Origin of the sequence: Fodinicola feengrottensis (assembly GCF_010993775.1) — a bacterium.
Lineage (GTDB): Bacteria > Actinomycetota > Actinomycetes > Mycobacteriales > HKI-0501 > Fodinicola > Fodinicola feengrottensis.
The window spans coordinates 34120-60365 of sequence record NZ_WOTO01000011.1 but is presented as its reverse complement, the minus strand read 5'-3'; the positions used below and the strand labels follow the sequence as shown (position 1 = coordinate 60365).

The 26246-nt window shown below is 66.1% G+C and carries 20 protein-coding genes, 2 tRNA genes and 7 pseudogenes; 5 read left to right on the top strand and 24 right to left on the bottom strand.

The window, feature by feature from the left end; translation table 11 throughout:
- Positions 1-26: 26 nt before the first annotated feature.
- The 3 genes and pseudogenes from GNX96_RS12495 to GNX96_RS67150 all read right to left on the bottom strand — a co-directional run bounded on the left by GNX96_RS12495 (position 27) and on the right by GNX96_RS67150 (position 3126).
- Positions 27-620, bottom strand: a complete 594-nt coding sequence (locus GNX96_RS12495; protein WP_163568214.1) for a C40 family peptidase — start codon at positions 618-620, stop codon at positions 27-29.
- Positions 621-898: 278 nt separating this feature from the next.
- Positions 899-2052, bottom strand: a pseudogene (locus GNX96_RS12490) (acyl-CoA dehydrogenase family protein).
- 39 nt (positions 2053-2091) lie between these two features.
- Positions 2092-3126: a DUF5937 family protein gene (locus GNX96_RS67150; RefSeq protein WP_279580147.1), complete on the bottom strand. Its 1035-nt coding sequence runs from the start codon at positions 3124-3126 to the stop codon at positions 2092-2094.
- Between the two features lie 72 nt (positions 3127-3198).
- On the opposite strand from GNX96_RS67150, the gene GNX96_RS12475 reads away from it, so the two are divergent.
- On the top strand, positions 3199-4482 hold the full coding sequence (locus GNX96_RS12475) for an MDR family MFS transporter (RefSeq protein WP_163568211.1): 1284 nt from the start codon (positions 3199-3201) through the stop codon (positions 4480-4482).
- An 86-nt stretch (positions 4483-4568) separates the two neighbouring features.
- A complete protein-coding gene (locus GNX96_RS51190; protein WP_279580146.1) occupies positions 4569-4694 on the top strand; it encodes a hypothetical protein in 126 nt (41 codons plus the stop codon).
- Here the strand turns inward: GNX96_RS51190 and GNX96_RS12470 are convergent.
- The 6 genes and pseudogenes from GNX96_RS12470 to GNX96_RS51180 all read right to left on the bottom strand — a co-directional run bounded on the left by GNX96_RS12470 (position 4691) and on the right by GNX96_RS51180 (position 8712).
- Positions 4691-4939, bottom strand: coding sequence for a hypothetical protein (locus GNX96_RS12470; protein WP_163568210.1), 249 nt, complete (start codon positions 4937-4939; stop codon positions 4691-4693). The two genes, GNX96_RS51190 and GNX96_RS12470, sit on opposite strands and share 4 nt — an antisense overlap.
- Positions 4940-4952: 13 nt before the next feature.
- A pseudogene (locus GNX96_RS12465) lies at positions 4953-6624 on the bottom strand (sodium:solute symporter family protein).
- Between the two features lie 154 nt (positions 6625-6778).
- Positions 6779-7186, bottom strand: coding sequence for a biotin carboxylase domain-containing protein (locus GNX96_RS12460; protein WP_163568209.1), 408 nt, complete (start codon positions 7184-7186; stop codon positions 6779-6781).
- A gap of 89 nt (positions 7187-7275) precedes the next feature.
- Positions 7276-8091 (bottom strand): ATP-binding protein, encoded by an 816-nt coding sequence (locus GNX96_RS12455; protein WP_163568208.1) that lies wholly within the window; start codon positions 8089-8091, stop codon positions 7276-7278.
- Between the two features lie 18 nt (positions 8092-8109).
- A complete protein-coding gene (locus GNX96_RS51185) occupies positions 8110-8280 on the bottom strand; it encodes a hypothetical protein (RefSeq protein ID WP_279580145.1) in 171 nt (56 codons plus the stop codon).
- Between the two features lie 117 nt (positions 8281-8397).
- A complete protein-coding gene (locus GNX96_RS51180) occupies positions 8398-8712 on the bottom strand; it encodes a TetR/AcrR family transcriptional regulator (protein WP_279580144.1) in 315 nt (104 codons plus the stop codon).
- A 144-nt stretch (positions 8713-8856) separates the two neighbouring features.
- Here GNX96_RS51180 and GNX96_RS12445 point away from each other — a divergent pair, with 144 nt between their 5' ends.
- Positions 8857-9033: a hypothetical protein gene (locus GNX96_RS12445; protein WP_163568207.1), complete on the top strand. Its 177-nt coding sequence runs from the start codon at positions 8857-8859 to the stop codon at positions 9031-9033.
- Here the strand turns inward: GNX96_RS12445 and GNX96_RS12440 are convergent, their stop codons facing one another.
- On the bottom strand, positions 9034-10569 hold the full coding sequence (locus tag GNX96_RS12440) for a class I adenylate-forming enzyme family protein (RefSeq protein WP_163568206.1): 1536 nt from the start codon (positions 10567-10569) through the stop codon (positions 9034-9036).
- Positions 10570-10668: 99 nt separating this feature from the next.
- Here GNX96_RS12440 and GNX96_RS12435 point away from each other — a divergent pair, with 99 nt between their 5' ends.
- On the top strand, positions 10669-11631 hold the full coding sequence (locus GNX96_RS12435) for a R2-like ligand-binding oxidase (RefSeq protein ID WP_163568205.1): 963 nt from the start codon (positions 10669-10671) through the stop codon (positions 11629-11631).
- A gap of 126 nt (positions 11632-11757) precedes the next feature.
- Positions 11758-12339 carry a hypothetical protein gene (locus tag GNX96_RS12430; RefSeq protein WP_279580143.1) on the top strand — a complete coding sequence of 194 codons (582 nt, stop codon included), beginning with the start codon at positions 11758-11760 and terminating at the stop codon, positions 12337-12339.
- A 99-nt stretch (positions 12340-12438) separates the two neighbouring features.
- On the opposite strand, the gene GNX96_RS12425 is transcribed toward GNX96_RS12430, so the two are convergent.
- From GNX96_RS12425 to dnaA, 14 genes and pseudogenes are all read right to left on the bottom strand, one after another.
- Positions 12439-12514: transfer RNA gene (locus GNX96_RS12425), tRNA-Ala, on the bottom strand.
- Between the two features lie 119 nt (positions 12515-12633).
- Entirely contained in the window at positions 12634-12765 is a 132-nt protein-coding gene (locus tag GNX96_RS51175) for a DLW-39 family protein (RefSeq protein ID WP_279580142.1), read from the bottom strand.
- 31 nt (positions 12766-12796) lie between these two features.
- Positions 12797-12870: transfer RNA gene (locus tag GNX96_RS12420), tRNA-Ile, on the bottom strand.
- A 99-nt stretch (positions 12871-12969) separates the two neighbouring features.
- Positions 12970-13311, bottom strand: a complete 342-nt coding sequence (locus GNX96_RS12415) for a DUF3566 domain-containing protein (protein WP_279580141.1) — start codon at positions 13309-13311, stop codon at positions 12970-12972.
- A complete protein-coding gene (locus tag GNX96_RS51170; RefSeq protein ID WP_279580140.1) occupies positions 13298-13819 on the bottom strand; it encodes a hypothetical protein in 522 nt (173 codons plus the stop codon). The genes GNX96_RS12415 and GNX96_RS51170 overlap by 14 nt, the downstream gene beginning before the upstream one ends.
- 132 nt (positions 13820-13951) lie before the next feature.
- Positions 13952-16464, bottom strand: a pseudogene (gyrA, locus tag GNX96_RS12410) (DNA gyrase subunit A).
- Positions 16465-16646: 182 nt separating this feature from the next.
- A pseudogene (gyrB, locus tag GNX96_RS12405) lies at positions 16647-18600 on the bottom strand (DNA topoisomerase (ATP-hydrolyzing) subunit B).
- Between the two features lie 389 nt (positions 18601-18989).
- Positions 18990-19424, bottom strand: a complete 435-nt coding sequence (locus GNX96_RS12400) for a type II toxin-antitoxin system VapC family toxin (protein ID WP_279580139.1) — start codon at positions 19422-19424, stop codon at positions 18990-18992.
- On the bottom strand, positions 19406-19693 hold the full coding sequence (locus GNX96_RS12395) for a hypothetical protein (protein WP_279580138.1): 288 nt from the start codon (positions 19691-19693) through the stop codon (positions 19406-19408). The genes GNX96_RS12400 and GNX96_RS12395 overlap by 19 nt, the downstream gene beginning before the upstream one ends.
- A gap of 234 nt (positions 19694-19927) precedes the next feature.
- On the bottom strand, positions 19928-20245 hold the full coding sequence (locus tag GNX96_RS12390; RefSeq protein ID WP_390623987.1) for a DUF721 domain-containing protein: 318 nt from the start codon (positions 20243-20245) through the stop codon (positions 19928-19930).
- 254 nt (positions 20246-20499) lie between these two features.
- Positions 20500-21643 (bottom strand): annotated as a pseudogene (gene recF, locus GNX96_RS12385) (DNA replication/repair protein RecF).
- Positions 21644-21703: 60 nt separating this feature from the next.
- Positions 21704-22587, bottom strand: a pseudogene (gene gnd, locus GNX96_RS12380) (phosphogluconate dehydrogenase (NAD(+)-dependent, decarboxylating)).
- Positions 22588-22675: 88 nt separating this feature from the next.
- Entirely contained in the window at positions 22676-23803 is a 1128-nt protein-coding gene (dnaN, locus tag GNX96_RS12375; protein WP_163568203.1) for a DNA polymerase III subunit beta, read from the bottom strand.
- 394 nt (positions 23804-24197) lie between these two features.
- A pseudogene (dnaA, locus tag GNX96_RS12370) lies at positions 24198-25768 on the bottom strand (chromosomal replication initiator protein DnaA).
- Positions 25769-26246: the final 478 nt, after the last annotated feature.

The following is a 26246-nucleotide window of genomic DNA, read 5'->3' as shown; positions in this document are numbered from 1 at the left end:
CCGGCGACCCCTTTTGGTGGTACGTCTTACGGAAGCGGCCGCTTGGACGCGTAAAGATCCCCGTGCCCGGCATAAGAGGTGGACACGTGGATCAGGGTCCCGGACTCCAGCGCTTCCACGATGTATCCGCCGCCGAGCGCGATGGCGACATGGTGGATATTGCCCGCCGACGAGCCGTAGAACAGGTAGTCCCCGGCCCGGACATTCGCCGGAGCGATGTTCGGGAAGCCGCGATTGGTCAGGATGCTGTACTGCCCGGCCGCGGTCGCTCCCAGCAGGTCACTGCCGGTGGCCGCCCAATACGCCCAGCGCGAGAAACCCGAGCAGTCGAAACCCTTTACATGGCAATCGTTGGGGGCACCATTGCTTGGGTCGCAGATGCCGTATGTCTCGCCCGGCCCGGAACCAGCGTGCCCGCCGCCCCACGAGTACGGGACGCCGATTTTCGTACAGGCATTGTTGACCAGATTCACCGCGGCAGCCGAGGCGCCGCCCTCTTGTACGCCACAGGCCGGCATCGCGGATGCGGCGGTGGTCGTGCCGCCGATCAGCAGAAGAACCGAGAAGGCCACCGTTGCCACCGCCAGAATCGCCGCACCGAAAATCCGAGGTCTGCGCATTTTTCCTTCTCCTCTCGGAAAACGCGCGGAGCCGTGATGGACCCGCACGAAAACACGCGGTGCCTACGAAAGGGCGCGGTGCCCTTTCGTACGTACCGACCGATTACTCCGCCTTTGGGCCCGAACGGGAGGCTACGAGGGATCCTGTGAGAAAGCAATGAAATCTCGCGCGCAGGTCGATTTTCGCGCCAGTTGACGGTCCCGCCTACCCAGTGAAGCGCGGCCGGCCGCCAGCTCCGTGCGACACCACACGCCCAGCAAAATTCCGCGGGGAAACGCTACAGACCCAGTGACCTGGCAATCAGCATCCGCTGCACCTCGGACGTGCCTTCGCCAATTTCCAGGATCTTGGAGTCACGCCACATCCGGGACACCGGGTATTCGTTCATGAAGCCATAGCCGCCGTGGATCTGCGTCGCGTCCCGCGCGTTGTCCACCGCGATCGTGGAGCTGTAGAGCTTCGCGATCGCCGCTTCTCGCTTGAAATCCTGGCCGGCGAGAAGTCGCTGGGCGGCGTCGTAATAGGCGGTACGGGCGACGTGTGCGCGCGCGTCTGCATGTCGGCGATTTTGAAGGCGATGGACTGGTATTTCGCGATCGGCTGGCCGAATGCGCTGCGCTCCTGCGCGTACTTCACGCATTCGTCGACGCAGCCCTGAGCCAGGCCAACGCCAAGCGCCGAAATCGCGATCCGGCCTTCGTCGAGGGTCTGCAGGAACTGCGCGTATCCGCGGCCGCGCTCGCCGAGCAGGTTGTCCGCTGGCACCCGTACGTCATCGAAAGAAAGCGCGTGGGTGTCCGAGCAGTTCCAGCCGACCTTGGAGTATTTCGGCGCCACCGTCAGGCCAGCCGTGCCGGCCGGCACGATGATCGCGGAGATTTCCTTGCCGCCGTTGGCTTTCTGCCCAGTCACCGCGGTCACCGTGATGATGCTGGTGATGTCCGTGCCGGAGTTGGTGATGAAGGCCTTCGACCCGTTGATGACCCACTGGTCACCGTCGAGCCGGGCGGTGGTCCGGGTGGCGCCGGCGTCCGACCCACCGTCGGGCTCGGTGAGGCCGAAGGCGCCGACCGTACGCCCAGCCACCAGGTCGGGCAGCCACTGTTTCTTCTGCGCGTCGGTACCAAAACGCATCAGCGGCACCGAGCCGAGACCGACCGCCGCCTCCAGCGTCGCGGCCACCGACGAGTCGATCCGGGCGATCTCCTCGATGGCGAGGCAGAACGCCAGGTAGTCGCCACCCTGGCCGCCCCACTCCTCACCGAAGGGCAGCCCGAAAATCCCCAGCTCGCCAAGCTGGGCGACGATCTCGTACGGGAACTCCTCCTTCACGTAGAGATCGCCGATCTGCGGCGCGATCACCTCGGTGGCGAACCGGCGGACCATCGCGGTCAGCGCCTGATGCTCCTCAGACAGCCCGTACTCAGACATCGCCACTCCCGGTCCACGCATCGAATGCCTTAACGATCGTTAAGGGTATCCGATGCAAGGCTCCACGACTAGGAGGCACTGGCTACCAAAGCGTCGGCGGTGGGCGTACGCATGTGAATGGCGCCCCGGCCGCGCCGGTCGGTGGTGACCAGGCCGGCGCCACGCAACACTCCGAGGTGCTGGGAAACGGCCGCCGGAGTGACCTCGAGCCGACGGGCCAGGTCGCCGGTCGAGGTCGGCCCGGCCAGCGCCACCACCAGGTTCGCGCGGGTCTCGCCGAGCAGCCGGGGGACAAGCCGTTCGGCGCCACTTTCCCGTCTCCCAGAGCGTCGCGACCCCGCGCGGCGGATAGATCAGCGTCGGCTGCCAGGGCGGCGGCATGATCATCGCGCTCGGCCACGCCATCGCGCTGGGCACCAACACCAGCCCGCGGCCGGCCAGCTCGATGGAGTTCTGGTATTTCTTCTCGATCCGCAACACGTTGCCGGCCCACTCGATCTGGGAGTGCAGGTCCGCGAACAACAGGGTCGGGCCACCGCGGGCGAGCCGGCCGGTCCGGTACGACAGGTCCGCGTCGAGCAGCGTCCGGATCCGCGGCCAGTGTTCGGCCAACACCAGGTCCCAGTACGTGCGCAAAGTGCCAACGAGGTGCCGCAGAGTCCGCTGCGGATGGTCGTAGAAGGCACCGACCCGCTCTCCCATCCCGGCCCGGGACCTGCACTGCAACGGGGCGACGCCGACCGGCCGCAGGTCAGCGCGGATCACCGCGCTCGGGGTCTCCAGGACGGCCGCCAGCTCGTCTTGCAAGTTCGGCAGCGGAGTGGTCGGCGGCGGAGTGAGAAAGTCCGGGATATAGCCGTTCGCCGGCACCAGCGTGCGCATCAGTTCCAGGTCCGGTGACCCGGCCAGCTCGCTGTCCGCGATGAGTCGACGGGCGTGGGTGATCCAGGGTGCGTGCAGCGCGTGCCGGGCTGGCGTGTTCAGCACCCGGAAACTCGCGACCAGCTCCCATAACGGCGAATATGCGAACCGCAGCTGGGAAAGATCGGGCACGGTGAATACCAGCTCGAGCATCGGCGGACCTCCAACCATTAAGCGTACGCTAAACAGTTGGTAGAAGTGGACCTTGCTCGCGAGGCTTCAGGGGTGACTCAACTCGAACCCCGCGAGCAGGTGCCGGCGGTGACCCAGCGGACCAGCGACAGCCGGCTGCGGCAGGTCTTCACCAACGCGTACGGCGGCCTGCCGCGGGCCTTCTGGGTGCAGTGGGTGGGCGTGCTGGTCAACCGGCTCGGCACCTTCGTGGAGCCGTTCCTCGCGCTTTACCTGACGACCGCGCGTGGCCTCAGCATCGGCCAGACCGGCCTGATCCTGGCCATCCACGGCGCGGGCTGCCTGGTCGGCCCGGTGCTGGGAGGTTTCCTCGCGGACCGGCTCAGCCGGCGGGTCGCGCTGGCCGGCTCGATGGTCGCCGCCGCACTCGCGATGGTCGGGCTCGGTCTCGCGACGACTCCGGTCGCGATCACCGCCGCCGGTTTCGTGGTGGGCCTGACCGCCGACCTCTACCGACCGGCATCCGGCGCGATGGTGGCGGACCTGGTGCCGCTGGCGCACCGATCTCGCGCGTACGGCCTGCTGTTCTGGGCGATCAACCTCGGCTTCGCGATCGCCGCGGTGGGCGGCGGTTGGCTGGCCGAGCGCGGCTATGGCCTGCTCTTCGGGCTGGACGCGGCCACCTGCCTGGTCTTCGGCCTGCTGATCTTCTTCCTGGTCCGCACCCCGGAGCAGCCTCGAGCGCGGACCGACGAGCCGGCGGTGGGCTACCGCAGCGCCCTACGCGACCCGCTGGTGGTGGCCCTGATCGCGCTGACCGTCCTTTACTCGACGATCTACACGCAGGCGTACGTCACGCTGCCGCTGAGCATGCACATGCACGGCTTGTCGGCGGCCCAGTTCGGCGCCGCGATCGCCCTGAACGGCGTGGTCATCGTGTTGATCCAGCCGTTCGCGGCGGTCTGGTTCCAGCGGTTCCAGCCGCTGCACGTGCTGGCAGTCTCCGGGCTGGTGGTCGGGATCGGCTTCGGGCTGACCGCGTTCGCGCAGTCGCAGTGGGCGTACGCCGGCACCGTGGTGGTCTGGACGCTCGGCGAGATCGGGATGGCCGGCTATGCCCAGTCGCTGGTCTCCGAGCTGGCCCCACCGGCCGCCCGCGGCCGCTACCAGGCGCTGTTCACCCTCGGCTTCAGCTCGTCGATGATCCTCGCGCCGGTCGCCGGCACCACCCTGCTCGCCACCGTCGGCCCAGCTGGCCCATGGATCGGTTGCGTGGTTGGTGGGGTGGTGCTCTTCGTCGGTCATCTGATGCTCTCCGGACCGGTCAACCGTCGGCGGGAAGCCGCGAACAGCCGGACTGTGACCACCACCGCGTGATGGCACTCATAGTCATGACGGAAACACACGACGCCCGCCAAACGATTTAACTAGTGAAGACATCGAATTTGAGGAGAGTTCACCACATGCGTCGCCAGCTGATCCGGGCCGCCGCCGTCACTCGGAGCATCGGCCGCCGGTTCGACCACTGGACCCTGCACCACTACAACCCGCAGCCCCCGCTGCGGGTCTCCCTCTGGAACCGCGACTAGTCGTTCGAATCCGCACTGAGTGGTCGAAGCCACGCCCACAGCAGGAAAAGTCCGGCCAATACGAGCATCGAGATCCCGAGCCAGAGATTGATGCGGATGCCCTGCGCCTTGCTCAGCGCGGCTGAGCCGTCCAGGGCACCCACAATCACCAGAATCACGCCGTAGACGGTGAACAGCGCGCCGATCAAATAGCGCAGGTCGAAAAGCCTGTGAGGCTTGGCCTGCTGCTCGTCCTTCTCCGCCATCAGAACCACTCCCCTACAAGAAGAACAGAGTTAGGGCGATCGTCAACCCGAGTGCGGAGAAGCCCAGCAGCCGGGGCGACTCCCACCATTTGGGGGTTCGCTCGGCAGCCGCAGCAGCATCCGCCTCGGCGTCCGGAAGTCCCCAGACGAGCCCGCGCAACTCGGCGTCGGGCTTGGACTTGGTCACCATCGTCACCGCCACCGTGACCACCGCGTCGACCACGAAAGCGGCGATCGCGCCGTAGAAGTTCTGCGACTGGGTCGACTCGATCACGATCAGCGGTTTCCCACCGAAAAAACCGGTGAGGCAGAAATGCGCGACCGCGGCTCCGGCCGTACCGCTGACCAGGCCCCAAAAACCGGCCCATGGCGTCGTACGCTTCCAGAACAGCGCGATCAGGAACGTGGCGAACAGCGGCGCGTTGAAGAACGAGAACAACAACTGGATGTAGTTCATGATGTTGTTGAAACCAGCGGCGATAAAGGCCGTACCGACGCCGATCACCACCCCGGCCACGGTGGCCAGCCGGCCGATATTCAGGTAGTAGCGGTCCGGCCGGTCCTTGGCGAAGTAACGCTGCCACAGGTCGTACGTGAAAACTGTGTTGAACGAGCTGACATTCGCCGCCATGCCGGCCATGAAAGAGGCCATCAGGCCGGTCAACGCGATGCCGAGCACCCCGTTGGGCAGCAGTTTTCCCATCAGCGAAGGAATGACGTAGTTGTAGTCGGCACCGGCCTTCTGCAGGCTCGGCACCAGGACCAGCGCCAGCAGGCCAGGGATGATCGTCAGTGCCGGAATGAAGATCTTCGGGAAGGCACCGATCAGCGGCGTACGCTGTGCGGCGGACAGGTTCTTGGCCGACAGGGCCCGCTGCACCTCGGAGAAGTTCGTGGTCCAGTAACCAAAAGACAGCACGAACCCGAGACCGAAGACAATACCGATCCAGTCGCCGAGCGGATTGGTCGGATGCCCGACCGCGGTGCCGGCCCACTGGGTGAAGGCGGCGCCGCCGAGGGTGGTGCCGTGGGTGACCTTGTCGACCAACCCGTTCCACCCGCCGACCGCGACCAGGCCGACGATCACGATCGGAATCAGCCCGGCGATGATCACGAAGAACTGCAGGACCTCGGTGTAGATCGCGCCGGACAGACCACCGAGGGTGATGTACGCCAGCACGAAAGCCGCCGACACCAGGATCGCGATCCACAACGGCCAGCCAAGCAGGCTCTGGATGACGATGCCCAACGCATAGAGGTTGACGCCGGCGGTCAGCAGCATGCCGACCGCGAACGACAGCGCGTTGAAGAAGTGCGTCGGCCGGTTGAACCTGCGGAGCAGGAACTCCGGCACGGTGTGCACCCGGCTCTTGTAATAGAACGGCATCATGACCAGGCCCAGAAAACACCATCGCCGGGACCGCGCCGATCCAGTAGAAATGCACCGTCGCCACGCCGTACTGAGCGCCGTTGGCCGCCATCCCAAGGATCTCGGTGGCACCCAGGTTCGCCGAGATGAACGCCAAACCCGTCACCCACGCCGGCAGCGACCGGCCGGACAGGAAGAAATCCTCGCTGGTGGTGATCGCCCGCCGGGCCAACAGCCCGATCGCGAGCACCACCAGGAAGTAGATCGCGAGGATTCCGTAGTCAAGACCGTTGACGCTGAGGCGGTCCACCGCCAGGCCGGTCACCGAGTCATCACCGTGTCACCAATGTGGCCCATGCCCCACCCCATTCCAGAGGGAACTTACGGACTTCAACCTTGGCAACCCTAATGCCCGTTAGCGGTTGGTACGACCTGATGCGTCGGTACTTATGCGAGGCTTACGCGAGCCCTTACGCAAGCAGAGTGGTGTCGTACCGGCCCAGCACGAACCGCTCGTTCTCCAGCAGCCGGGCGAAGAACGGGCCGGTGTGCCGCGGCCCGGTCAGCCGGAAGCCGCCGATCGCGGCCCGCGCCCGTACGATCGCGCTGGCCCGGTCGGCGCCGAGCGCGGAAATCGTGCCGATGGTTGTGTCGTCCGCGCTGATCACGCTGCCCGGCGCATAGCCGGCGTCCACCCGCACGCCGTCACCGCGAGGTGCCGTCCAGTCCGCGATCGGCCCCGGCTCTGGCGAGAACCGGCGCGGGTCCTCAGCTAGTACGCGCATGCCAATCGCGTGCCCAAGCGGCGCGAGGCCGCCCAGATCGAAGCCGGGCAGGTGGCCGGCGGCGACCCGCAGCTGCGCCCTCCACCAGGTCAATGCCGAACACCTGCTCGGTGACCGGATGGAAGCCCGTCAGGTGCGGAGTGAGCTCGCACAGGAAGAACTCGTCGCCGGTCAGCAGGAACTCAGCCGTACCCACCCCCCCCCCGGAAGCCGACTGCCTCGGCGGCCCAGAGGCCAGCCGCAGTGATCTCTTCCCGTACGACCGGACGCAGCCCGGGCGCCGGACTCTCCGCGAACACGGGCGAGAACCGCCGCTGCACCGAGCAGTCGCGTTCGCCGAGTGCGACCACCGCGCCGTCGGCGAGGCCCAACACCTGCACCTCGATGCTGCGGACCCGCGGGTAGTGCCGCTGCACCAGGATCCGCTCGTCGCCGGCCGGCAGATGGGCACGCACCCGTTCGTACGCGCGCACCAGGTCCGCGGGCTTCTCGCTGACCGCGATCCCGACCCCGTTGCGTCCGGCGACCGCCTTCAGGATCACCGGATAACCGATCTGCTCGGCACCGGCGGCGGCATCCTCCACAGTGGACACCGGACCGACACTTTCCGGTGTCGGCACGCCAACATCGCGTACGAGCTGACTCAGCCGCACCTTGTCGCGGGTACAGGCGAGGGTGCCCGGCGACGGTCCGATCCAGATGTGGCCGGCCGCGATCACCGCCGCGGCCGCGTCCGGGTCGCCGGCCAGCGCCGAGCCACCAGGGTGAACAGCGTCGACGTCGTGGCGCCTGGCGATCTCCAGAATCTGCGCGATTTCGCTGTACGCGCTGGGTTTCTCGCCCTTGAGTTGCTCGGCGTGATGGGCCTCGGAGACGAACGGCCGGCCGCGGTCGGCACCGATGTGCACCGCGAAGGTGCGGATGCCCAGGCGCCGCGCGGTCCTGATGACCCGGCTGGCGAGGGCTCCGCGATCAGCGATCAGTACCGACCCGTACATGTGTGGTCAGCCTAGCCGTTAACCATGTAAAGCCCGGTGAACCATGTCGCGCAACACCGTGGCGACCTGGTCGCGCTGCAAATGTGAGCGCAGGAACGGTGTGGAGTTCATCAACCCGAACGCGGCCTGCGCTCGTACCCGAGCGGACTCCACGTCGAGCCCCGGGTTCAGCCGGATGAGCACGTCCACCCACTGCTCGACATATTCGCGCTGGGATTTGCGGACGATCCGGCGGGAGTCGTCCGGCAGTCGGTCCAGCTCACCGAAAATGCAGCCGGATCACCGCCGGCCGGTCCAGCGCGAAGTTCACGTGGAACTCCACCAACGCGGCCAGTTGTTCGGCGGCGTCCTGATGGGCGGCCAGCCGGGCCCGGCCACCGTCCCCCGGAGCCCCTCGCTGACGGGAATGAGCGCGGCCGAGAGCATCGCCTCTTTACCCGCGAAGTGGTGGTAGAGCGCCGGCCCGGTGACACCTGCCGCGCTGCCGATATCGTCCATCCCGACGCCGTGATAGCCGCGGGTCGCGAACAGCTCGAGGGCGATCTCCAGGATCTGCTCTTTGCGGCTGGGTTTGCGTTGCCCGACCCGCACGGCCGCGTCGTCGGCTTTGTCGGCTGGCATGCGGACACCCTAACCGGACGGACAGCCAGTGCACGGCGACGTTGGTCACCGCCGGTACATTGGCCAGATGGCGATAAGACCCTGGCACGTCCTGTTGGTCGGCGGCGGCGGCCTCTGCTGCTGCTGCTGGTCATCGCGACGGTCGTGACAGTGGTGCTCGTGCTCAACAAGAAAAAGAAACAACAACAACCCACCGGGAAACTGAGTGAAATGAGCGCTTCCTTGTTGCGTCTTCTGATCTACGGCGGATCGGTGCTCTGTTGCCTGGTGATCGTGGCAGCGATCGCCGGCGGCGTCTTTCTGCTCGTACGAAGGAAATAGTCAGCTTTCTCGGACCAGCTGGCGGAGTTTCTTGCGGTCCAGCTTGCCGACGCTGGTCAGCGGCACCTGGTCCACGATGTGGACTTGGCGCGGATACTTGCTGGCCGCCATCCGCTCCCGAGTGTGCTGGATCAGTTCCTCCTCGGTCGCGGTCGCGTCCGCGCGAAGGCTGACGAAGGCCACCACTTCCTCGCCGAGGCGCTCGTCCGGCCGGCCCACCGCCGCGGCCATCGCCACCGCCGGGTGGGTGACCAGCACGTCCTCGATGTCCCGCGGGTAGACGTTGAAGCCGCCCCGGATGATCAGGTCCTTCTTGCGGTCCACGATGTAGACATAGCCGTCGCTGTCCAGGTGGCCGATATCGCCGGTGTGCAGCCAGCCGTCCACGATCGCGGTCGCGGTGGCCTCCGGCGAGAGCCAGTAGCCGGTCATAATGCCGGGTGACCGCGCGCAGATCTCGCCGTCCTGCCCGACCGGCAGCTCCTTGCCTTCATCGTCCCGAATCGACACCTGGCAACCGGGCACCGGCAGCCCGACACTGCCGGGCTTGCGGCGGCCGTACGGGTTGGTGGAGATGATCGACGCCGACTCGGTGCAGCCGTACCCCTCCTGGACCTGCACCGACGGCACCCGCGCCTCGAACTGCTCGCGTACGGCCGCTGGCAGTGGCGCGGCGCCGGACGACACGGTCATCAGCGCGCTGAGGTCAGCGCTTTCCAGTGGCTGCGCCAGCAACATCTGGATCATGGACGGCACCAGCGCGGACCGATGCACCCGCTGGGTGCTCGCGAGGTCCAGCCAGCCAGCCGGGTCGAACCAGCGCATCAGCACCAGCTGGGACGGCTCGGTGGTGTGCATCCCGATGCAGGTCACCAGCAGTCCGTACGCGTGCGCCAACGGCAGCGGTACGAGTGTGCTGGTCGCGCCTTCGACGTCGGAGCTCTCATGGCCGGCCGAACCACACCAGAACAGGTTGCTGTGGGTAAGCGGCACGCCCTTGGACCGGCCGGTGGTGCCGCCGGTGAACAACAGCGCGGCCAGCTCGTCGTCGGCGCGGTCGACGATGTCGCCGGGCTCGCTGGCCTCCAGCTCCGCGTACGACACCACCGGCAGGCCACTGGGCTCGGCCGGTGGCAAGTCACCGACCACCGTGACGAACCGGACACAGGAGCCGGGCCGGACGGCCGCGGTCACCTTCGGCAGGAACTCCGGCGTGGTGATCACCGCGACGGCCTGCGAACTCTCCAGCGCGTATGCCAGCTCGTCCACGCTGACCAGGAAGATCAGTGGCGTGATGACCGCACCGGCACGCAACAGCGCCGAATAGCTGATCATCACCTCCGGGCAGTTCGCCATCAGGATGACCACCCGGTCGCCAGCCGACACCCCGCGGCCCTTCAGGCCGGCGGCCACTCGCGCGGCACGGTCCGCCATCGAGGCCTTCGTGTGCCAGCTGCCCTCGAAGAGCAGCGCGTCGTGATCACCCACCGCCTCAAGCTGCCGTTCGGCCTGCCGAGCCAGGTTGTGTCCTGCCATGCCGCCCTCACCCCTGTCTGGTCGTGACCCGCGCTCACCCTTTACAAAACATACCGACTTGTCAATGATGTGAGCCAGGTCATTCGTACAGGAGGATCCATGAGCGACCCTGCGGTACACCGGCAAGGCTTCCACGCCATCGCCCGCGGCGGGCTGAATTGGGACTCATTCCCGATGAGACTTTTCGTCAAGGGCAATGCGAAGTTCTGGAATCCGGCGGATATCGACTTCAGTCGGGAAAGAGCCGATTTCGACGGCCTCGACGAAATCCAACAGGCCAGCACGCTCAGCCTCGCCACCCTCTTCATCGCCGGCGAGGAGGCGGTGACCGAGGACATCCAGCCGTTCATGAAGGCGATGTCCGCGGAAGGCCGGCTGGCCGACGAGATGTATCTGACCCAGTTCTGCTTCGAAGAGGCCAAGCACACTGAGGTCTTTCGGCGCTGGCTGGACTCGGTCGGCGCGATGGACGACCTGCACACGTGGGTCGCCGACAACCCCGGCTACCGCAAGCTCTTCTACGAGGAGCTTCCGGAATGCCTACACGCACTGGACAGCGATCCCAGCCCACGCAACCAGGTCCGGGCCAGCGTCACGTACAACCACGTGATCGAGGGTTCGCTGGCGCTGACCGGCTACTGGCAGTGGAACCGGGTGTGTACGCAGTTCGGCATCTTCCCGGCCATGCGGGAGCTGATCAAGCGGATCGGCGACGACGAGCGCCGGCACATGGCCTGGGGCACCTTCACCTGCCGCCGCCACGTGGCCGCCGACGACAAGATGTGGGATGTCATCGGCGAGCGGTTCGCCGAACTGGTGCCGTACGCGATGCAGCTCATTCAGGCCGGCAACGACCGGTTCGAGGAGTCGCCGTTCGGGCTGGAGACCGACCAAATCATGAAGTATGCCGCCGACCGGGTGCAACGCCGGCTCGGCGCCATTGAGTCGGCGCGCGGCGCCCCACTCCAGCAAATTGACCTGGACGCGAGCCCGGAGGCGCTGGAGGACAAGTTCGGCGAGGAGGACGCCGCCGAGATCGCCGAGTTGGAGAGCGCGCGCTAACGAGGGCGCGGCTGCCTTGCTCTAGAACGGACAACCGTGGCCCAGGACGGCTGGTCGCGTTTTTTGTCAGTCGTCGCGGACACCATGACTGCACTGTCGAACGACGGTGAACTTAGGGAGGTCATGGTGCACATCAACTACTCCGACGAGTGTCAGATCGGCGACCTGACGTATGCGGTGCAGGCCGACAGCGACGAGGACGGGCTGGTCCGGCTGCGGCTGTGTGGCATTGACAGCGAAGGGGTGCTGACCGCCGAGGGCACCATGCTGGTGCCCACCTCGGCCCTCGTCGACGCCGGAAACGTCATCCGGCACACCCTGACCGGGCTCGGCCAGCTCGGGCCGGTCCGCCCGCGCGGCCGACTCAACCCGAGCGGTCCGACCAACAGCTACCAGCCGTGGACAAAAGACCAGGATGAGCAGCTGCTGGCGGCCTGGCTGGTCGAGCCGGAGACGGCGGCCGCGACCACTGTCATCGGAGTGCAGGCGCGGATGCATGGACGCAGTCGCAACAGCATCCGAGCCCGGCTGGCCCGGGTCGGCTGCGACCCGGACGTGCCCGGCCGGATGCTCGGCGGTGAACTCCCCGACGAACCGGGTGCCCCCGCTGTCCTTGACCTCGAGGATCTGGAGCTCGGCGGCTTGGCGTTCACGAGCACCAAGCCCGAGGACATGAACCCCAGGGGCACGGCGCAGGACAACGGGTGAGTCAGCCAGAGCGGGGCGCCCGCTGCGCGCCCCGCTCTCGGTCGCGGTCGCCTGTGTGAGCGACGGCTCACTGCCCGGGCTTTTCGTACGCGCCTGCCGTGGTGGAGATGAGGGGACTTGAACCCCTAACCCCTGCCTTGCAAAGGCAGTGCTCTGCCAATTGAGCTACATCCCCGGATCCCCCGAGTGACCGGTCAAAGCCAGCAAGGCGACCAGCGCAAAGATCGCGGGCCGCCATCGGGCACTTCATCTCGCATCGGCTCGCCGCACGAGCGGCGAGCCGGACCGGGACGACTAGCTGAGGTCGGTCTCCGGGGCGGTGGTGGCCTCATGCCAGAGGTCGCGCTCGTCGTTGGCGTCCTTGATCTTCTTCGCCACGAACGCGCCCAAGGCCAGCAGCGCCAGGATGATCAGAACCTTCTTCACGATCTGCTCCCTTTCACGGGGACTTGCGGAGTGGGGCTAGCTGGAATCGAACCAGCGACCTCATCGTTATCAGCGATGCGCTCTAACCGACTGAGCTATAGCCCCGCGGGCACGAAAAACGAGATTACCCTACGGTCGAGCGCGGCCTCGAAGCAGGATCCCTCTCAGCCGCGCCTTGCCCTTGCAATCCTACAAAACCGATGTCTAGTCGCGTTCAGCCAGGGTGATCTCAATGCCACCCACTAGATCGGCGCAGACGTTGTAGATGAACGAGCCGATGGTGGCCAGCGCGGAGAACAGCACCACGTTGATGAGACCGATCACGGCCGCACCACCGATCACCAGCTGCGGGCTGATCGAAAAGCTCGCACCGGAGGTGGAGTCGCCGGCAGTGAAGGTCTTGATCGTGCTGTTCACGTCGTCGAAGACGCCCATACTCCACAGCACCACGTAGAGCGCGGTGGTGGCGACGACGAAAACGATCAACAGCACACCGGAGACCGCCAGCGAGAACTTCAGCACCGACCACGGGTCAATCCGGCGCAACTGCAGCCGGGCTCGCCGCGGGCCACGCGCGCGCCGCGGCCTGCATGGTGCTCTTCGCACTGCGGACCGCCCGGCCCAGTGGGTTGCTGGCGCCGACCGACGCGGTGCCGGTGGCGCCGGCTGGATCCGGGCCGTAGCTGGTGCCGATTGAACTGCTCGCGCCGGCCGACGGCGGGATCCCGTACGACGGCGCGTTCGGGTCGTTGAACCCGTAGTTGCCGGCGCCGGAGCTCGGCGCGTCGGTATCGGGCCGGTCGTCGTAACCGTCGCCATAGTTCGATGACCCGTACGACGACCCCGAGGAAGAGGTGGAGTCGCCACCGAGATAGCTGCTGCCGCCGGGACGCGAGCCGTTGCCGCCGAAGGCGGACGGCACGTTGATCGTCTGGGTGGCGGTGGACGGGACCGAGGCCCGGCCGGCTTCGCTGGAGGGAGCGTTCGAGTCGCTCGACGAACTGTTGCTGGGCGAGGTGCCGTTACTGCTGGCGCCGCTGGTTGGCGTGCTCACGGCCGTGTCGTCCTTGGTCTCGTCGTCGTCTGCGTTCCACTCGTGCCTATCTGCGAGCCGGCTGCCTTGCCGACGGCTGCCCGCCCGACCACCGGGTGGCCGCCCCCGCTCGGGGTTCCGTCGCTCATCGTCTCACCCGTCCTGTCCGTCCGCCTCGTCGGCGCTAGCATCCGGCTCGTCGGCGTTGCGCGCCACTGCGAGCAGGGTCACTCCGTCTGGCAGATCCATAAGCTTGACACCCTTCGTCTGCCTCTTTGACGACCGTACAGGCTCGACCGGGGTTCTGATGACTCCACCAGCAGAGGTGATGGCGAAGATCTCGTCATCAATATGGACGGCCAGGGCTGCCACCAGGTTGCCGCGACGTTCGTCATATTCGAAAGTCCGGACGCCCTTACCGCCCCGGTTGTGGGTCGGATACTCCTGCACCGGTGTCCGTTTCGCGTACCCGAAGGCGGTCGCTACCAGCAGTTCCATGCCTTCGCCCACCACCTCCATGGACAGCAGCTCGTCCTCTTCGTCGAACGAACGCTGCCGATGACACCCGAGGTGGCGCGCCCCATCGGGCGAAGTGACTCGTCCGACGCGCGGAACCGATTCGACTGACCCTGCGCACTGGTTAGCAACAGGTCGTCCTCAGACGAGATTAAGGCGGCACTGACCAGCTCGTCGTCATCCCGAAGATTGATCGCGATGAGTCCTCCCTGCCGAGCCGAGTCGAACAGGCTGAGCTCGCTCTTCTTGATCAGGCCTCGCTTGGTGGCCAGTACCAGGTACGGCGCGACCTCGTAATCCTTGATCTGCATAACCGACGCGATCTGCTCGTCCTGCTGGAAGGCGAGCATGTTCGCCACGTGCTGGCCACGGGCGTCCCGGTTGGCCTCGGGCAGCTCGTACGCCTTGGCCCGGTAAACCCGACCCTTGTTCGTGAAGAACAGGATCCAGTGGTGCGTCGAGCCAACGAAGAAGTGGCTGACAATGTCGTCCTGCTTGAGCTTGGCGCCGAGCACGCCCTTGCCGCCGCGACGCTGGGACCGGTAGAGGTCGACCTTCGTACGCTTGGCGTAGCCGGTCTGGCTGATGGTGACGACCACGTCCTCTTCCGGGATGAGGTCCTCGATCGAGCTGTCACCGTCGAACGGGATGATCCGGGTCCGCCGGTCGTCGCCGTTCTTCTCGACGATCTCGGCGAGCTCCTCGCCGATGATCTGGCGCTGCCGCTCCTCGCTGGCCAGGATCGCCTCGAGCTCGGCGATCTCGACCATGATCTGCTCGTACTCGTCGATGATCTTCTGCCGCTCCAGGGCGGCGAGACGGCGTAGCTGCATGTCCAGGATCGCGGTGGCCTGGATCTCGTCGATCTCCAGCAGCTGCATCAGGCCGCCGCGCGCGTCGTCGACGGTGGCGGACGCCCGGATCAGGGCGATCACCTCGTCCAACGCGTCCAGGGCCTTCAGGTAGCCGCGCAAGATGTGCGCGCGCTCTTCCTTCTTACGCAGCCGATAGCGAGTCCGCCGGACGATGACCTCGACCTGATGGGTGATCCACAGCCGGACCAGCTCGTCGAGCCGGAGCGTACGCGGCACCCCGTCCACGATCGCCAGGTTGTTGACGCCGAAGCTGTACTGCAACTGGGTGTGCTTGTAGAGGTTGTTCAGCACCACCTTGGCGACCGCGTCCCGCTTGAGCGTGATCACGATCCGCATGCCGATCCGGTCGCTGGACTCGTTCGCGATGTCCGCGATGCCGGTCAGCCGAGCGTCCTTGACCAGGCTGGCGATGTTCTCGATCAGGTTGTCGATGTTGACCTGATAGGGCAGCTCGGTGACCACCAGGATCTGCCTGCCGCGGCTGTCTTCCTCGGCCTCGATCACGGCGCGCATCCGGATCGAGCCGCGACCGGTCCGGAACGCGTCCGCGATGCCATTGGTGCCCACGATCAGGCCGGAGGTCGGGAAGTCCGGGCCCTTGATCCGCAGCATCAGCTGTGCGAGGGTCTCCTCGCTGTCCGCCTGCGGGTTCTGCAGCGCCCACTGGCAGCCGTCCGCGACCTCCCGCAGGTTGTGCGGCGGCATGTTGGTGGCCATGCCGACCGCGATCCCGGACGAACCGTTGACCAGCAGGTTCGGGAACCGAGCCGGCAGGATCGCCGGCTCCTGCGAGCGGCCATCGTAGTTCGGCCCGAAGTCGACGGTGTCCTCGTCGATCTCCCGCAGCAGCTCCATTGCGAGCGGGTCCATCCGGCACTCGGTGTACCGCATGGCGGCCGGCGGGTCGTTACCCTGCGAACCGAAGTTGCCCTGGCCGTCGATCAGTGGGTAGCGCAACGACCACGGCTGGGCCATCCGTACGAGCGCGTCGTAGATCGCCGTGTCACCATGCGGGTGATACTGGCCCATCACGTCGCCGACCACTCGTGAACACTTCGAGTAGCCGCGGTCCGGCCGGTAGCCGCCGTCGTACATCGCGTACAGGATCTTGCGATGCACCGGCTTGAGCCCGTCTCGCACATCCGGCAACGCCCGGCCGACGATGACCGACATCGCGTAGTCGATGTAGCTGCGCTGCATCTCCTGCTGGATGTCGACCAGCTCGATCCGGTCGCCCGCTGGGCTGTCCGGCGGCGTGGTCGGGGTTTCGGTCATCGGGCGGCCTTCCTGATCTGCACGCGGTGCGGCTGCGCTATCTGCGTACGGAGAGTGAGGGCGGTCGCCACAGTCAGCTCACAACTGCTGATCATGCTGCGAAAGACCGCCTTCCACTGTGGGTAATCCTGTGGAAACTGTGGATAATCTCGTTAAGACTCGTGATCAAAGCCACAAAATAACTAAACATCCAGAAAGCGGACATCTCTCGCATTCCGGGTAATGAAGAGACGACGAGACTCCACGTCCTCGCCCATCAGTACGCTGAACAACTCGTCAGCGGTGGCCGCGTCGTCCAACGTGACCTGCATCAGCAGCCGGTGCGCCGGGTCCATGGTGGTTTCCCACAGCTCCTTGGCGTTCATCTCGCCGAGACCTTTGTACCCGCTGCACGCCGTCGTCCTTGGTGATCTTGCGACCCGCCTCGATGCCAGCGGCCATCATCGCGTCGCGCTCGCGGTCGGAGTAGACGTACTGCGGCTCGCTGCGCTGCCACTTGATCTTGTAGAGCGGCGGGCAGGCCAGAAACACGTTGCCCTCCTCGACCAGCGGCCGCATGAACCGGAACAGCAGGGTCAGCAGCAGCGTACGAATGTGCTGGCCGTCCACATCAGCGTCGGCCATCAGCACGATCTTGTGATAGCGCAGCTTGGAGAGGTCGAAGTCCTCGTGGATGCCGGTGCCCAGCGCGGTGATCAGCGACTGGACCTCGGTGTTCTTCAGAACCCGATCGATCCGTGCCTTCTCGACGTTGATGATCTTGCCGCGAATCGGCAGGATCGCCTGGAACATCGAGTCCCGGCCGGACTTGGCCGAACCGCCGGCGGAGTCACCCTCGACGATGTAGAGCTCGCTGCGGCTCGGGTCGGTGGACCGGCAGTCCGCCAGTTTTCCGGGCAGCCCACCAATTTCCAGCGCGCCCTTGCGGCGTACCAACTCGCGGGCCTTACGCGCGGCGATCCGGGCCTGCGCGGAGGACACCGACTTGGTGATGATGGTCTTGGCCTCGCCGGGATTGCGCTCCAGCCAGTCGGCCAGCCACTCGTTGGTGGTTTTCTGGACGAACGACTTCACCTCGGTGTTGCCGAGTTTTGTCTTGGTCTGGCCCTCGAACTGCGGCTCGGCGATCTTCACCGACACGATGGCGGCGAGGCCCTCGCGAATGTCGTCACCGGTGAGGTTGTCGTCTTTTTCCTTGAGGAGCTTCTTGTCTCGCGCATACCGGTTGATGACACCGGTGAGCGCGGCTCGGAAGCCCTCCTCGTGGGTGCCACCTTCCTGGGTGTTGATCGTGTTCGCGAAGGTGTGGAGGGACTCCGAATAGCCCTCGTTCCACTGCATCGCGACCTCGAGCTCCATCGCTTCGCCCTTGCCGCCGAAGGCGATCACGGACTGGTGGATGGCGCTCTTCGTACGGTTCAGGAAGCGGACGTAATCCTCGATGCCACCGGGGTAGTGGTATTCGACCGCGTTCGGCTCGTTCTTCTCGTTGTAGTGCTCGGGCCGCTCGTCCCGGAGCAGCATCGTGAGGCCACGGTTGAGAAAAGCCATTTCCTGCAGTCGGCGGGAAATCGTCTCGAAGCTGTATTCGACGGTCTCGAAAATCGAGGCGTCGGCCCAGAACGTGATCGTGGTGCCGTGCTCCTCAGTAGCCTCACCGCGGGCGATCGGGGCGGCTGGCTTCTGGTCCACGTACGGTTGGAACCAGCCGTAGCCGTCCTGCTTGACGAACACCTCGAGCCGCACGGACAGCGCGTTGACCACCGACACACCGACGCCGTGCAGACCACCTGAGACCGCATATGCCTTGCCGTCGAACTTGCCGCCGGCGTGCAACATGGTCAGCGCCATCTCCACGCCAGTCTTCTTGTGGACCGGATGGACGTCGACCGGGATGCCACGGCCGTTGTCGACTACCTTGACGCCACCATCGGCCAGCAGCACAACCTCAACGCGGTCGCAGTAGCCGGCCATGGCTTCGTCCACAGAGTTGTCCACAACCTCCTGCACCATGTGGTGCAGGCCGCGCTCACCAGTGGACCCGATGTACATGCCTGGACGTTTGCGGACTGCCTCGAGACCCTCGAGGACGGTGATGGAGTTTACGCCGTAGTCGTCGTTCTGCTTGTCGGCCACTGCAGACGTGCTCCTTCTATGGCGGCGCGGGATGCGCGATGCGGCGCGGCGGTAGAGTTAGTGCAGGTCCTCAACCCGTACGAACATCCAGACGGCATCCAGACGACACAGCCGCCGCCCGCAGCGAGTGCGCTGCGACGGTCGCCGAGCCGCCGGTCGCCGGCCCGCCGCCCTCATAGTGAGCGTGGCTGCGGCCGAATGAGGCACTCTTACGCCGATGTACTTCGTCTATCCTACCGCTCCGCCGGAGGATGACAGCGCATTGCCACCCCCTAATGTCCTCACAGCCGGCCGGAGCCCCCATCCGCGCATCCCCCCACGCGCCTTATGGCGTTCAGCAGCTCTCCGGAGGCTCGTAACGGTTGGGACACGTGTGACTTATATTCCGTTCAAATGCGTACGATCGCGACTTGGTGCTCTTTTGGGCAGTGTGGCTCCTCGACCAGTCGACTGAGGTCTTCCGGATCGCTGGTCAGCACGACGACCGGCCGTGACATCACCAGCGCCGTCGCCGCCACCACGGAGTCGACCGCGCAACGATGACCGGTGAGGCCGACCAGGCCGAGCAGTTCACCGGCCGCCCGGCCCAACGAGGCCGACACCGGCACGGTGATGATCCGTGACAGGACCCGATGCAGGGCCGCGTCACGTGCGCTGCCACGTAACACCTCGGCGAGGGTTATCGCGCTCACCACCACCTGCGCGCCACGAGCGACCGCGGAGTCGTGATAGGCCCGCGCCCGCTGATCCTTGGCGGCGAGTTTGCACAGACCATCGCTGTCAAGGACGAGGGTGCCGCCGATCGTCACTCGGCGTCTGGCCATGCGAGGCGCGCCTCCTCGAGATACTCAGCCGGCACCGGGCCGTCTTCGGACTCGAACAGGTCCGACAACTCGGCCAACAGGTCAAGCTCCAACTGGCGGGCGACCGCATCGGTCACATACTGCGAGAACTCGCCCTTGCCGAGCCGCTGTTGCAAGGCCATCGTGAGCTCCTCGGGTAGCGAAACACTGACCTTCCTGGCCCGACCAAGAGAGCGCTGAGCGACCGTCTCGGTGATGTCGCCGAGGTCCGTACTGAACAGGTTGCTCAAGTCGACCTCATACGCCGTGGCGCGGTGCGACTGTCGCATCGACGCCAACCGCCTGACCATGTCGATGACATCCCGGACATCTCGGCCGGGGTTGGCCGGGACAGGGCCGCTCAGATCGCTCGGAATCGTGACCATGGGGTGATGCTACCAGGGGGTAGTAACGTGAGAGGTGGTCGGCCTCTCCCCGTTCCGCGGAACAGGTCGTGAAAGGAGCCGGTGGGCGCTGAGCCAGCCTCAGCCGTACGTGTCCCGGGGACCGCGGCCACGGACCGTACGGGGGCCCTTTTTCCAGGATGGGGCGGCCGGCCCGTGAATGGAGAGTTTGCTGACCACGCCGGCGCCTACTTCGGTGGCCAGGATGGCCAGCAGTCTTGGCGCCAGCAACCGCAACTGGGTGGCCCAGGCGGTCGACTCAGCCTGCAGCGTCAGCTGGCCTTGGTGCAGGCTGACCGGGGTGCAGTGCGCGGAAATGTCCGGTCCCACCACGCGGTCCCAGCTGCCCAGCACGCGCGCCTCGGCAGCCGGCCGTTCCCAGCCGCGATCGGCCACCATCCGGCGGATCAGCCGGCCAAACGGCTGCGGGTCGCGGGGATCCGGGCCCGAGCCGGTGTATCCCGAACGCCGTCCCGATTGGCGATTTGTCGATAAAGCGCGCACGTCGCTTGTTCGACATTCCTGAGGACTTACCGCGCGCCGCCTCGAGCGCGGCGCGAGCCAGTTGCGGGCCGCTGGCCGATTGCTCGGCAGGGTCCGCCGGCGGTGCGGGGAGCAGCTCGGACTGCCCGTCGTCGGGCTCTTTCTGCTGGTCAGCGGACACGACGCACCTCTCCGGCGGCCACGTCGTAGCGGGCGCCCTGCAGGTTTTCCGGTACGTCGCCGGGCACCGCGGCCGTCACCAGCACCTGTTCGGCCGGCGCGACCAAGTCGGCGAGCCGGTCCCGTCGACCGCCGTCCAATTCGGCGAAAACATCGTCGAGGATCAGCATCGGCTGGCCGCCGTCACTGCAGAGCAGATCGTACGCGGCCAGCTTCAATGCCAGCGCGTACGACCAAGACTCGCCATGACTCGCATAACCCTTGGCCGGCAACTCGCCCAGCTGCAGGACCAAGTCGTCCCGATGCGGCCCGACCAGCGTAATCCCGCGTTCCACCTCGGACTGCCGGGCTCGGGCAAGGGCCGCCAACAGCCGGGCGATCAGCAAGTCCTTCTCCGGAGTGAGGTCCTCGACCCGCTCACCTTCGTCCAGGGCCGAGCATTTGTACGTCGTGGTGGCCGGCCCCCCGCCCCCATGCTGACCTGGTCATATCCCTTGACGACGAAGGGCTGCAGTGCGCTGACCAGCTCGAGCCGGCCGGCCAGCAGCTCGGCGCCGTGCACGGCCAGGTGGTTGTCCCAGACGTCGAGCGTTCGCAAATCCCCGGCCGATCCGGCCCGACGAGCCATCCCAGCGGTCTTGAGCAGCGCGTTCCGCTGTTTGAGCACCCGCTCGTAGTCGGCCCGAACGCCGGCATAACGGGGAGTGCGGGCGACCAGCAGCTCGTCGAGATACCGCCGCCGTTCGGACGGGTCACCTCGTACGAGCGAGAGGTCCTCGGGTGCGAACATCACCATCCGCAGAGCGCCGAGCACCTCTCGAGGCCGCACCTGTGTGTGCGGTTCAGTTTTGCGCGGTTGGCCCGGCCGGGCACGATCTCCAGCTCGGCGACCAGCTCGCGGTCGTCCCGTACGATCGCGGTCCGGATCACCGCGCAAGCCGCCCCCGACCGGATCATCGGCGCGTCCGTCCCCACCCGATGGCTGCCCAGGGTCGCGACGTAGCCGATGGCCTCCATCAGGTTGGTCTTGCCCTGTCCATTCGGTCCGACAAAGACACTCGGACCAGCGTCAATCGGCACTTCCGCGGTCGGGTAACTGCGGAAGTCGACCAGGCTCAGATGCCTCACCCGCACGAGCGCCGTGTCTCCTTAGTCCGACCGGGGTCAGCTTGGTTTCACGTGCAACATCGCGGCTTAGTCAGCCTTGACCGCGTGCCCACCGAACTGGTTCCGGAGCGCGGCAACTGCCTTCATGGCCGGCGAGTCGGGCTGCCGGGAGGAGAACCGAGCGAACAGCGCGGCCGAGATGACTGGCATCGGAACCGCGTTTTCGATGCCCTGTCGACCGTCCAACGGCCCTCGCCGGAGTCATCCGCATAGCCCTTGATTTCGGACAGGTCGTCGTCCGACTCGAGCGCGCGCACCATCAGCTCAAGCAGCCACGATCGTACGACCGTGCCGCGGGACCACGCCTTGAAAATCGCGGCCACCTTGTCGTGGGTGACCGGCGAGGCCTCGAGGAGTTCGAAGCCTTCCGCGTACGCCTGCATAAGCCCGTACTCGATGCCGTTGTGCACCATCTTCGCGTAATGACCAGCGCCCACGCCGCCGGCGTGGACGAAGCCTTCCTCACGCGGACCTTCGGGACGCAACGCGTCAAAGATCGGCATCAGCTGCTCAACGATCTGCGGCGAACCGCCGGCCATCAGACCGTAGCCGAACTCCTGTCCCCAGACACCGCCGGAAACACCGCAGTCCGCGAAGTTGATCCCCTTCGCGGCAAGCTGCGTCGCGTGTTCGGTGTCACAGGTCCACTTCGAGTTGCCGCCGTCGATGACCGTGTCACCAGCCTCAAGCAGGTCGGCCAGCTCATCGATCACGCCGTCGGTGATCGCGCCCGCGGGCACCATCACCCAGACGGCCCGCGGCGCCTCGAGCTTGCCGACCAGGTCGGCCAGGCTCTCGGTGTCCGACACCTTGGGATCCCGGTCGTAGCCGACGACTTTGTGGCCGGCGGTCCGCAGCCGCTCGGCCATGTTGCCGCCCATCCGACCCAACCCGACCATGCCCAGCTGCATACGTCTCGCTCCCCTGGCTTCCGCGCCGGCTGGTGATCCGGCGCCGATTGACGATGGTGTGCCTGTGGCTGTGCGTTTAGGTGTCTGGTCAGCCGGTGAGGCGAACCGGCATCAACACGTAGCGGTAGTCGACCTTGTCCGAACCATTCTCGTCCGCACCGGTGATCACCGCAGGTTTCTGTGGCGCCGTGAACGACATCACCGCGGTATCCGACTCGATCGCGTTCAACCCGTCCAGCAGATACTGCGGGTTGAAGGCGACGGTCATCTCGTCGCCGTCGTAACTGGCACCGGTCGTCTCGGACGCTCGAGCGTCGTCGCTGCCACCGGCCTCCGCGATCAGCTCGTCCTTGGTGAAAGACAGCCGGATCGGGGTGTTGCGCTCGGCGACCAGTGCGACTCGCTTGATCACCTCGGTCAGCATCGCGGTGGGCACGGTTGCTCGAGCCGCGAAACTGTCCGGCAGCAGCGAGCGATACTTCACGAACTCGGCGTCCAACAGCCTGGTGGTGGAGCGGCGGCCCGCACCGGCGAAGCCGATGATGCCCTCGCCGGTCTCCGGCTGGGACAGCGCCAACTGCACTTCGTGCGCACCGGCCAACGCTTTCGCGGTGTCCGACAGCGTACGGGCGGGCACCAGCGCGGTGGTCGAAACGCCGGCCGAACCGGGGTGCCACGTCAGCTCTCGCACGGCCAGCCGGTAGCGGTCGGTGGCGGCAAGGGTGACCCGATCGCTCTCGAGCTCGAGGCGTACGCCCGTCAACATCGGCAGTGTGTCGTCCCGGCCAGCCGCGATGGCGACCTGGTGGACGGCATTGGCGAAGGTCGCGCCGTCCAGCGTGCCGGCAACGGTCGGCATGTTCGGCAGGCTGGGGTAGTCCTCAACCGGCATCGTCGGCAACGTGAACCGCGCACTGCCGCAGGTGATCTCGGCTCGAGCGCCATCCACGTTCACCTGGACGGGATGTGCCGGCAACGCACGGGTGATCTCGGCCAGCAACCGGCCGGACACCAGCACTTTGCCGGACTCCTCACCTTGCATGTCGATGCCGACCTGAGTGGACACCTCGTAGTCGAAGCCGGACACCAGCAACCTGTCCGCTTCGGAGGTCATCAGCACCCCGGCCAGGACGGGAACGGGCGGTCGGGCCGGCAGGCTCTTGGCTGTCCAAGCGACCGCGTCCGCGAGCGCCTCGCGCTCAACCCGGAATTTCATCGAGGCCCTCCTGCAGAAGCTGTTCGGTTCGTCAGTGTGCACGGCGGCGAAAACCTGTGATTCACCGGGACTGGTTCTCGGTGCGTTTTTTGGGTGCTCAGCCCAATTCTCGGCCGTTGTCCCCAGATCGGGCCGCACTGAAGGCTGTTGATGATTCCTCGATAGATAGATTTCGTCGACGTCTTCGCACCTGTGGAAACCGGGGACAACGGACGTACGGGCTGGTCAAATGCGAAGCGACCATGTGGACATCCGGTGGGGACAGCGGCCGAATCGGTGTGCGACCTGTCGACATCCGACACCTGTTCAGCTGTTGTCCACGTCCATCCACCGTCGTCCACAGTGTTATCCCCAGGCTGTGTACTCAGCTTGTGGACAGTCATCGTCGCCGCGTTCACTGCTGGGCTCGCTGTTTGATTCGGTTGGTCAGCTCGGCGATCTGGTTGTAGAGAGCACGGCGTTCGGCCATCTGCTGGCGGATCTTGCGATCGGCGTGCATGACGGTCGTGTGGTCCCGGTTTCCGAACGACTGGCCGATCTTGGGCAGCGACAGCTCGGTCAGCTCGCGGCACAGGTACATCGCGACCTGGCGGGCGTTCACCAGTACTCGACTGCGGGACTGGCCGCACAGGTCGTCCATCGTGACGCCGAAGTACTCGGCACTCGCGGCCATGATCTGGGTCGCGGTGATCTCCGGACCGCCGTCGGCCGGGATCAGGTCGCGGAGCACCACCTCGGCGAGGCCGGTGTCGACCTCCTGGCGGTTCAGGCTGGCGAAGGCGGTGATCCGGATCAGCGCGCCCTCGAGTTCGCGGATGTTGCTGGCGATCTTGCTGGCGATGAACTCCAGAACCTCCGGCGGCGCTTCCAGTCTTTCCTGAGCGGCTTTCTTACGCAGGATCGCGATGCGCGTCTCGAGGTCGGGCGGCTGGATGTCGGTCAGGAGGCCCCACTCGAAACGCGTACGCAGCCGTTCCTCCAACGTCGCCAGCTGTTTGGGCGAGCGATCGGAGGAGATGACGATCTGCTTGTTGTTCGCGTTGTGAGCGTGTTGAAGGTGTGGAAGAACTCCTCCTGGGTTCGTTCCGCACGTTCCAGGAACTGGATGTCGTCGACCAGCAGGATGTCCACGTCGCGGTAGCGGCGCTGGAAGATCTGCGCCTTGTCGTCGCGCAGCGAGTTGATGAAGTCGTTCGTGAACTCCTCGGTGGAGACGTACCGTACCGACTTCGCGTGGCCGAGCCGTTGGGCGTAATGCCCGATCGCGTGCAGCAGGTGCGTCTTGCCCAGTCCCGACCCGCCGTAGATGAACAGCGGGTTGTACGCCTTCGCGGGCGCTTCGGCGACCGCCACCGCGGCCGCGTGCGCGCGAACCGGTTGCTGGACCCGATCACGAACGAGTCGAAGATGTACTTCGGGTTCAGCCGAGCCGGTTCGACCGGTTGCGGGCGGTGATGCGAACCAAGTCCGGACGAATGCGAAGAACGTCCGGTGGCCGCGCCGGTCGGCTGGCTGTCCATCCCCGGCCGGTGCGGCTGGCTGGCTCATCGCGCCACTGGTGCCCTCGGGTCCCCGGGACAGTCCGGAAACTCCGCGTATCCCGCTCATCGGAGACTCGCCGGCGAGGGAATCGGCCGGGGCGTCGTGTTGGTACGTGTACGCGTCAGGTTGAGAGTCGACCGCCTCGGCCATCGCGTCAGGCGGAGCCGGCGAGGTCGGTGCGTCGTCCGGCAACACCGTCACCGCCACCCCGACCGGCCGGCCGATTCGTTCGGACAGCGCTTTGGCGATCAGCGGCAGCAGCCGTTGTTCGATCATGTCCTTGGCGAACTGGTTGGGCGCGGCCACCAGCGCGGTGTCCTGAACGAGCGCGAGCGGCCGGGTCAGCCGGAGCCACGCTCGTTGCTGCGCACCCAGCGACTCGCCACCGAGTCCCGCAGTGGCTTCCCCCCAGATGACGTCCAGGTTCGGCTTGTCGTCATCAGCCACCCGCGTTCCCCTCCCCAAAACTCAGTGAACCCGCCGTACCACGGACACGCGGTACGGAGATCGCGTCGAAACGGGTGTACCGGCCCGGTTGTCCACACAGATGTCCACACCCTGTGTACGTACCGCGTGACTGCCGCCCAGCCGATCGTCGCGGGCGCTGCGTCATCACGTCCCCATCGCCCCCTTTGATGGTCCGATGCCGCGCCGGCGACCAACAATTCGCGCAGGTCAACCGCTGGTGATGATCATTCCCCAAGCGCGCGGATCGCGCGCCCGCAGCCGCAGTTCGCGGCTACCACTGAGGACGAGCACGCTAACAGCGTGCGGCCGGACCGAACAAGGCGTTGTCCACAGGCTTGGGGATATCTTCGCGGACAGCTGGGGACAACCGCTCACCGAGGGGTGTGTTTGACCGTCCCGGGATCACTTACGTATCCTCGGTAGGACTATGGCC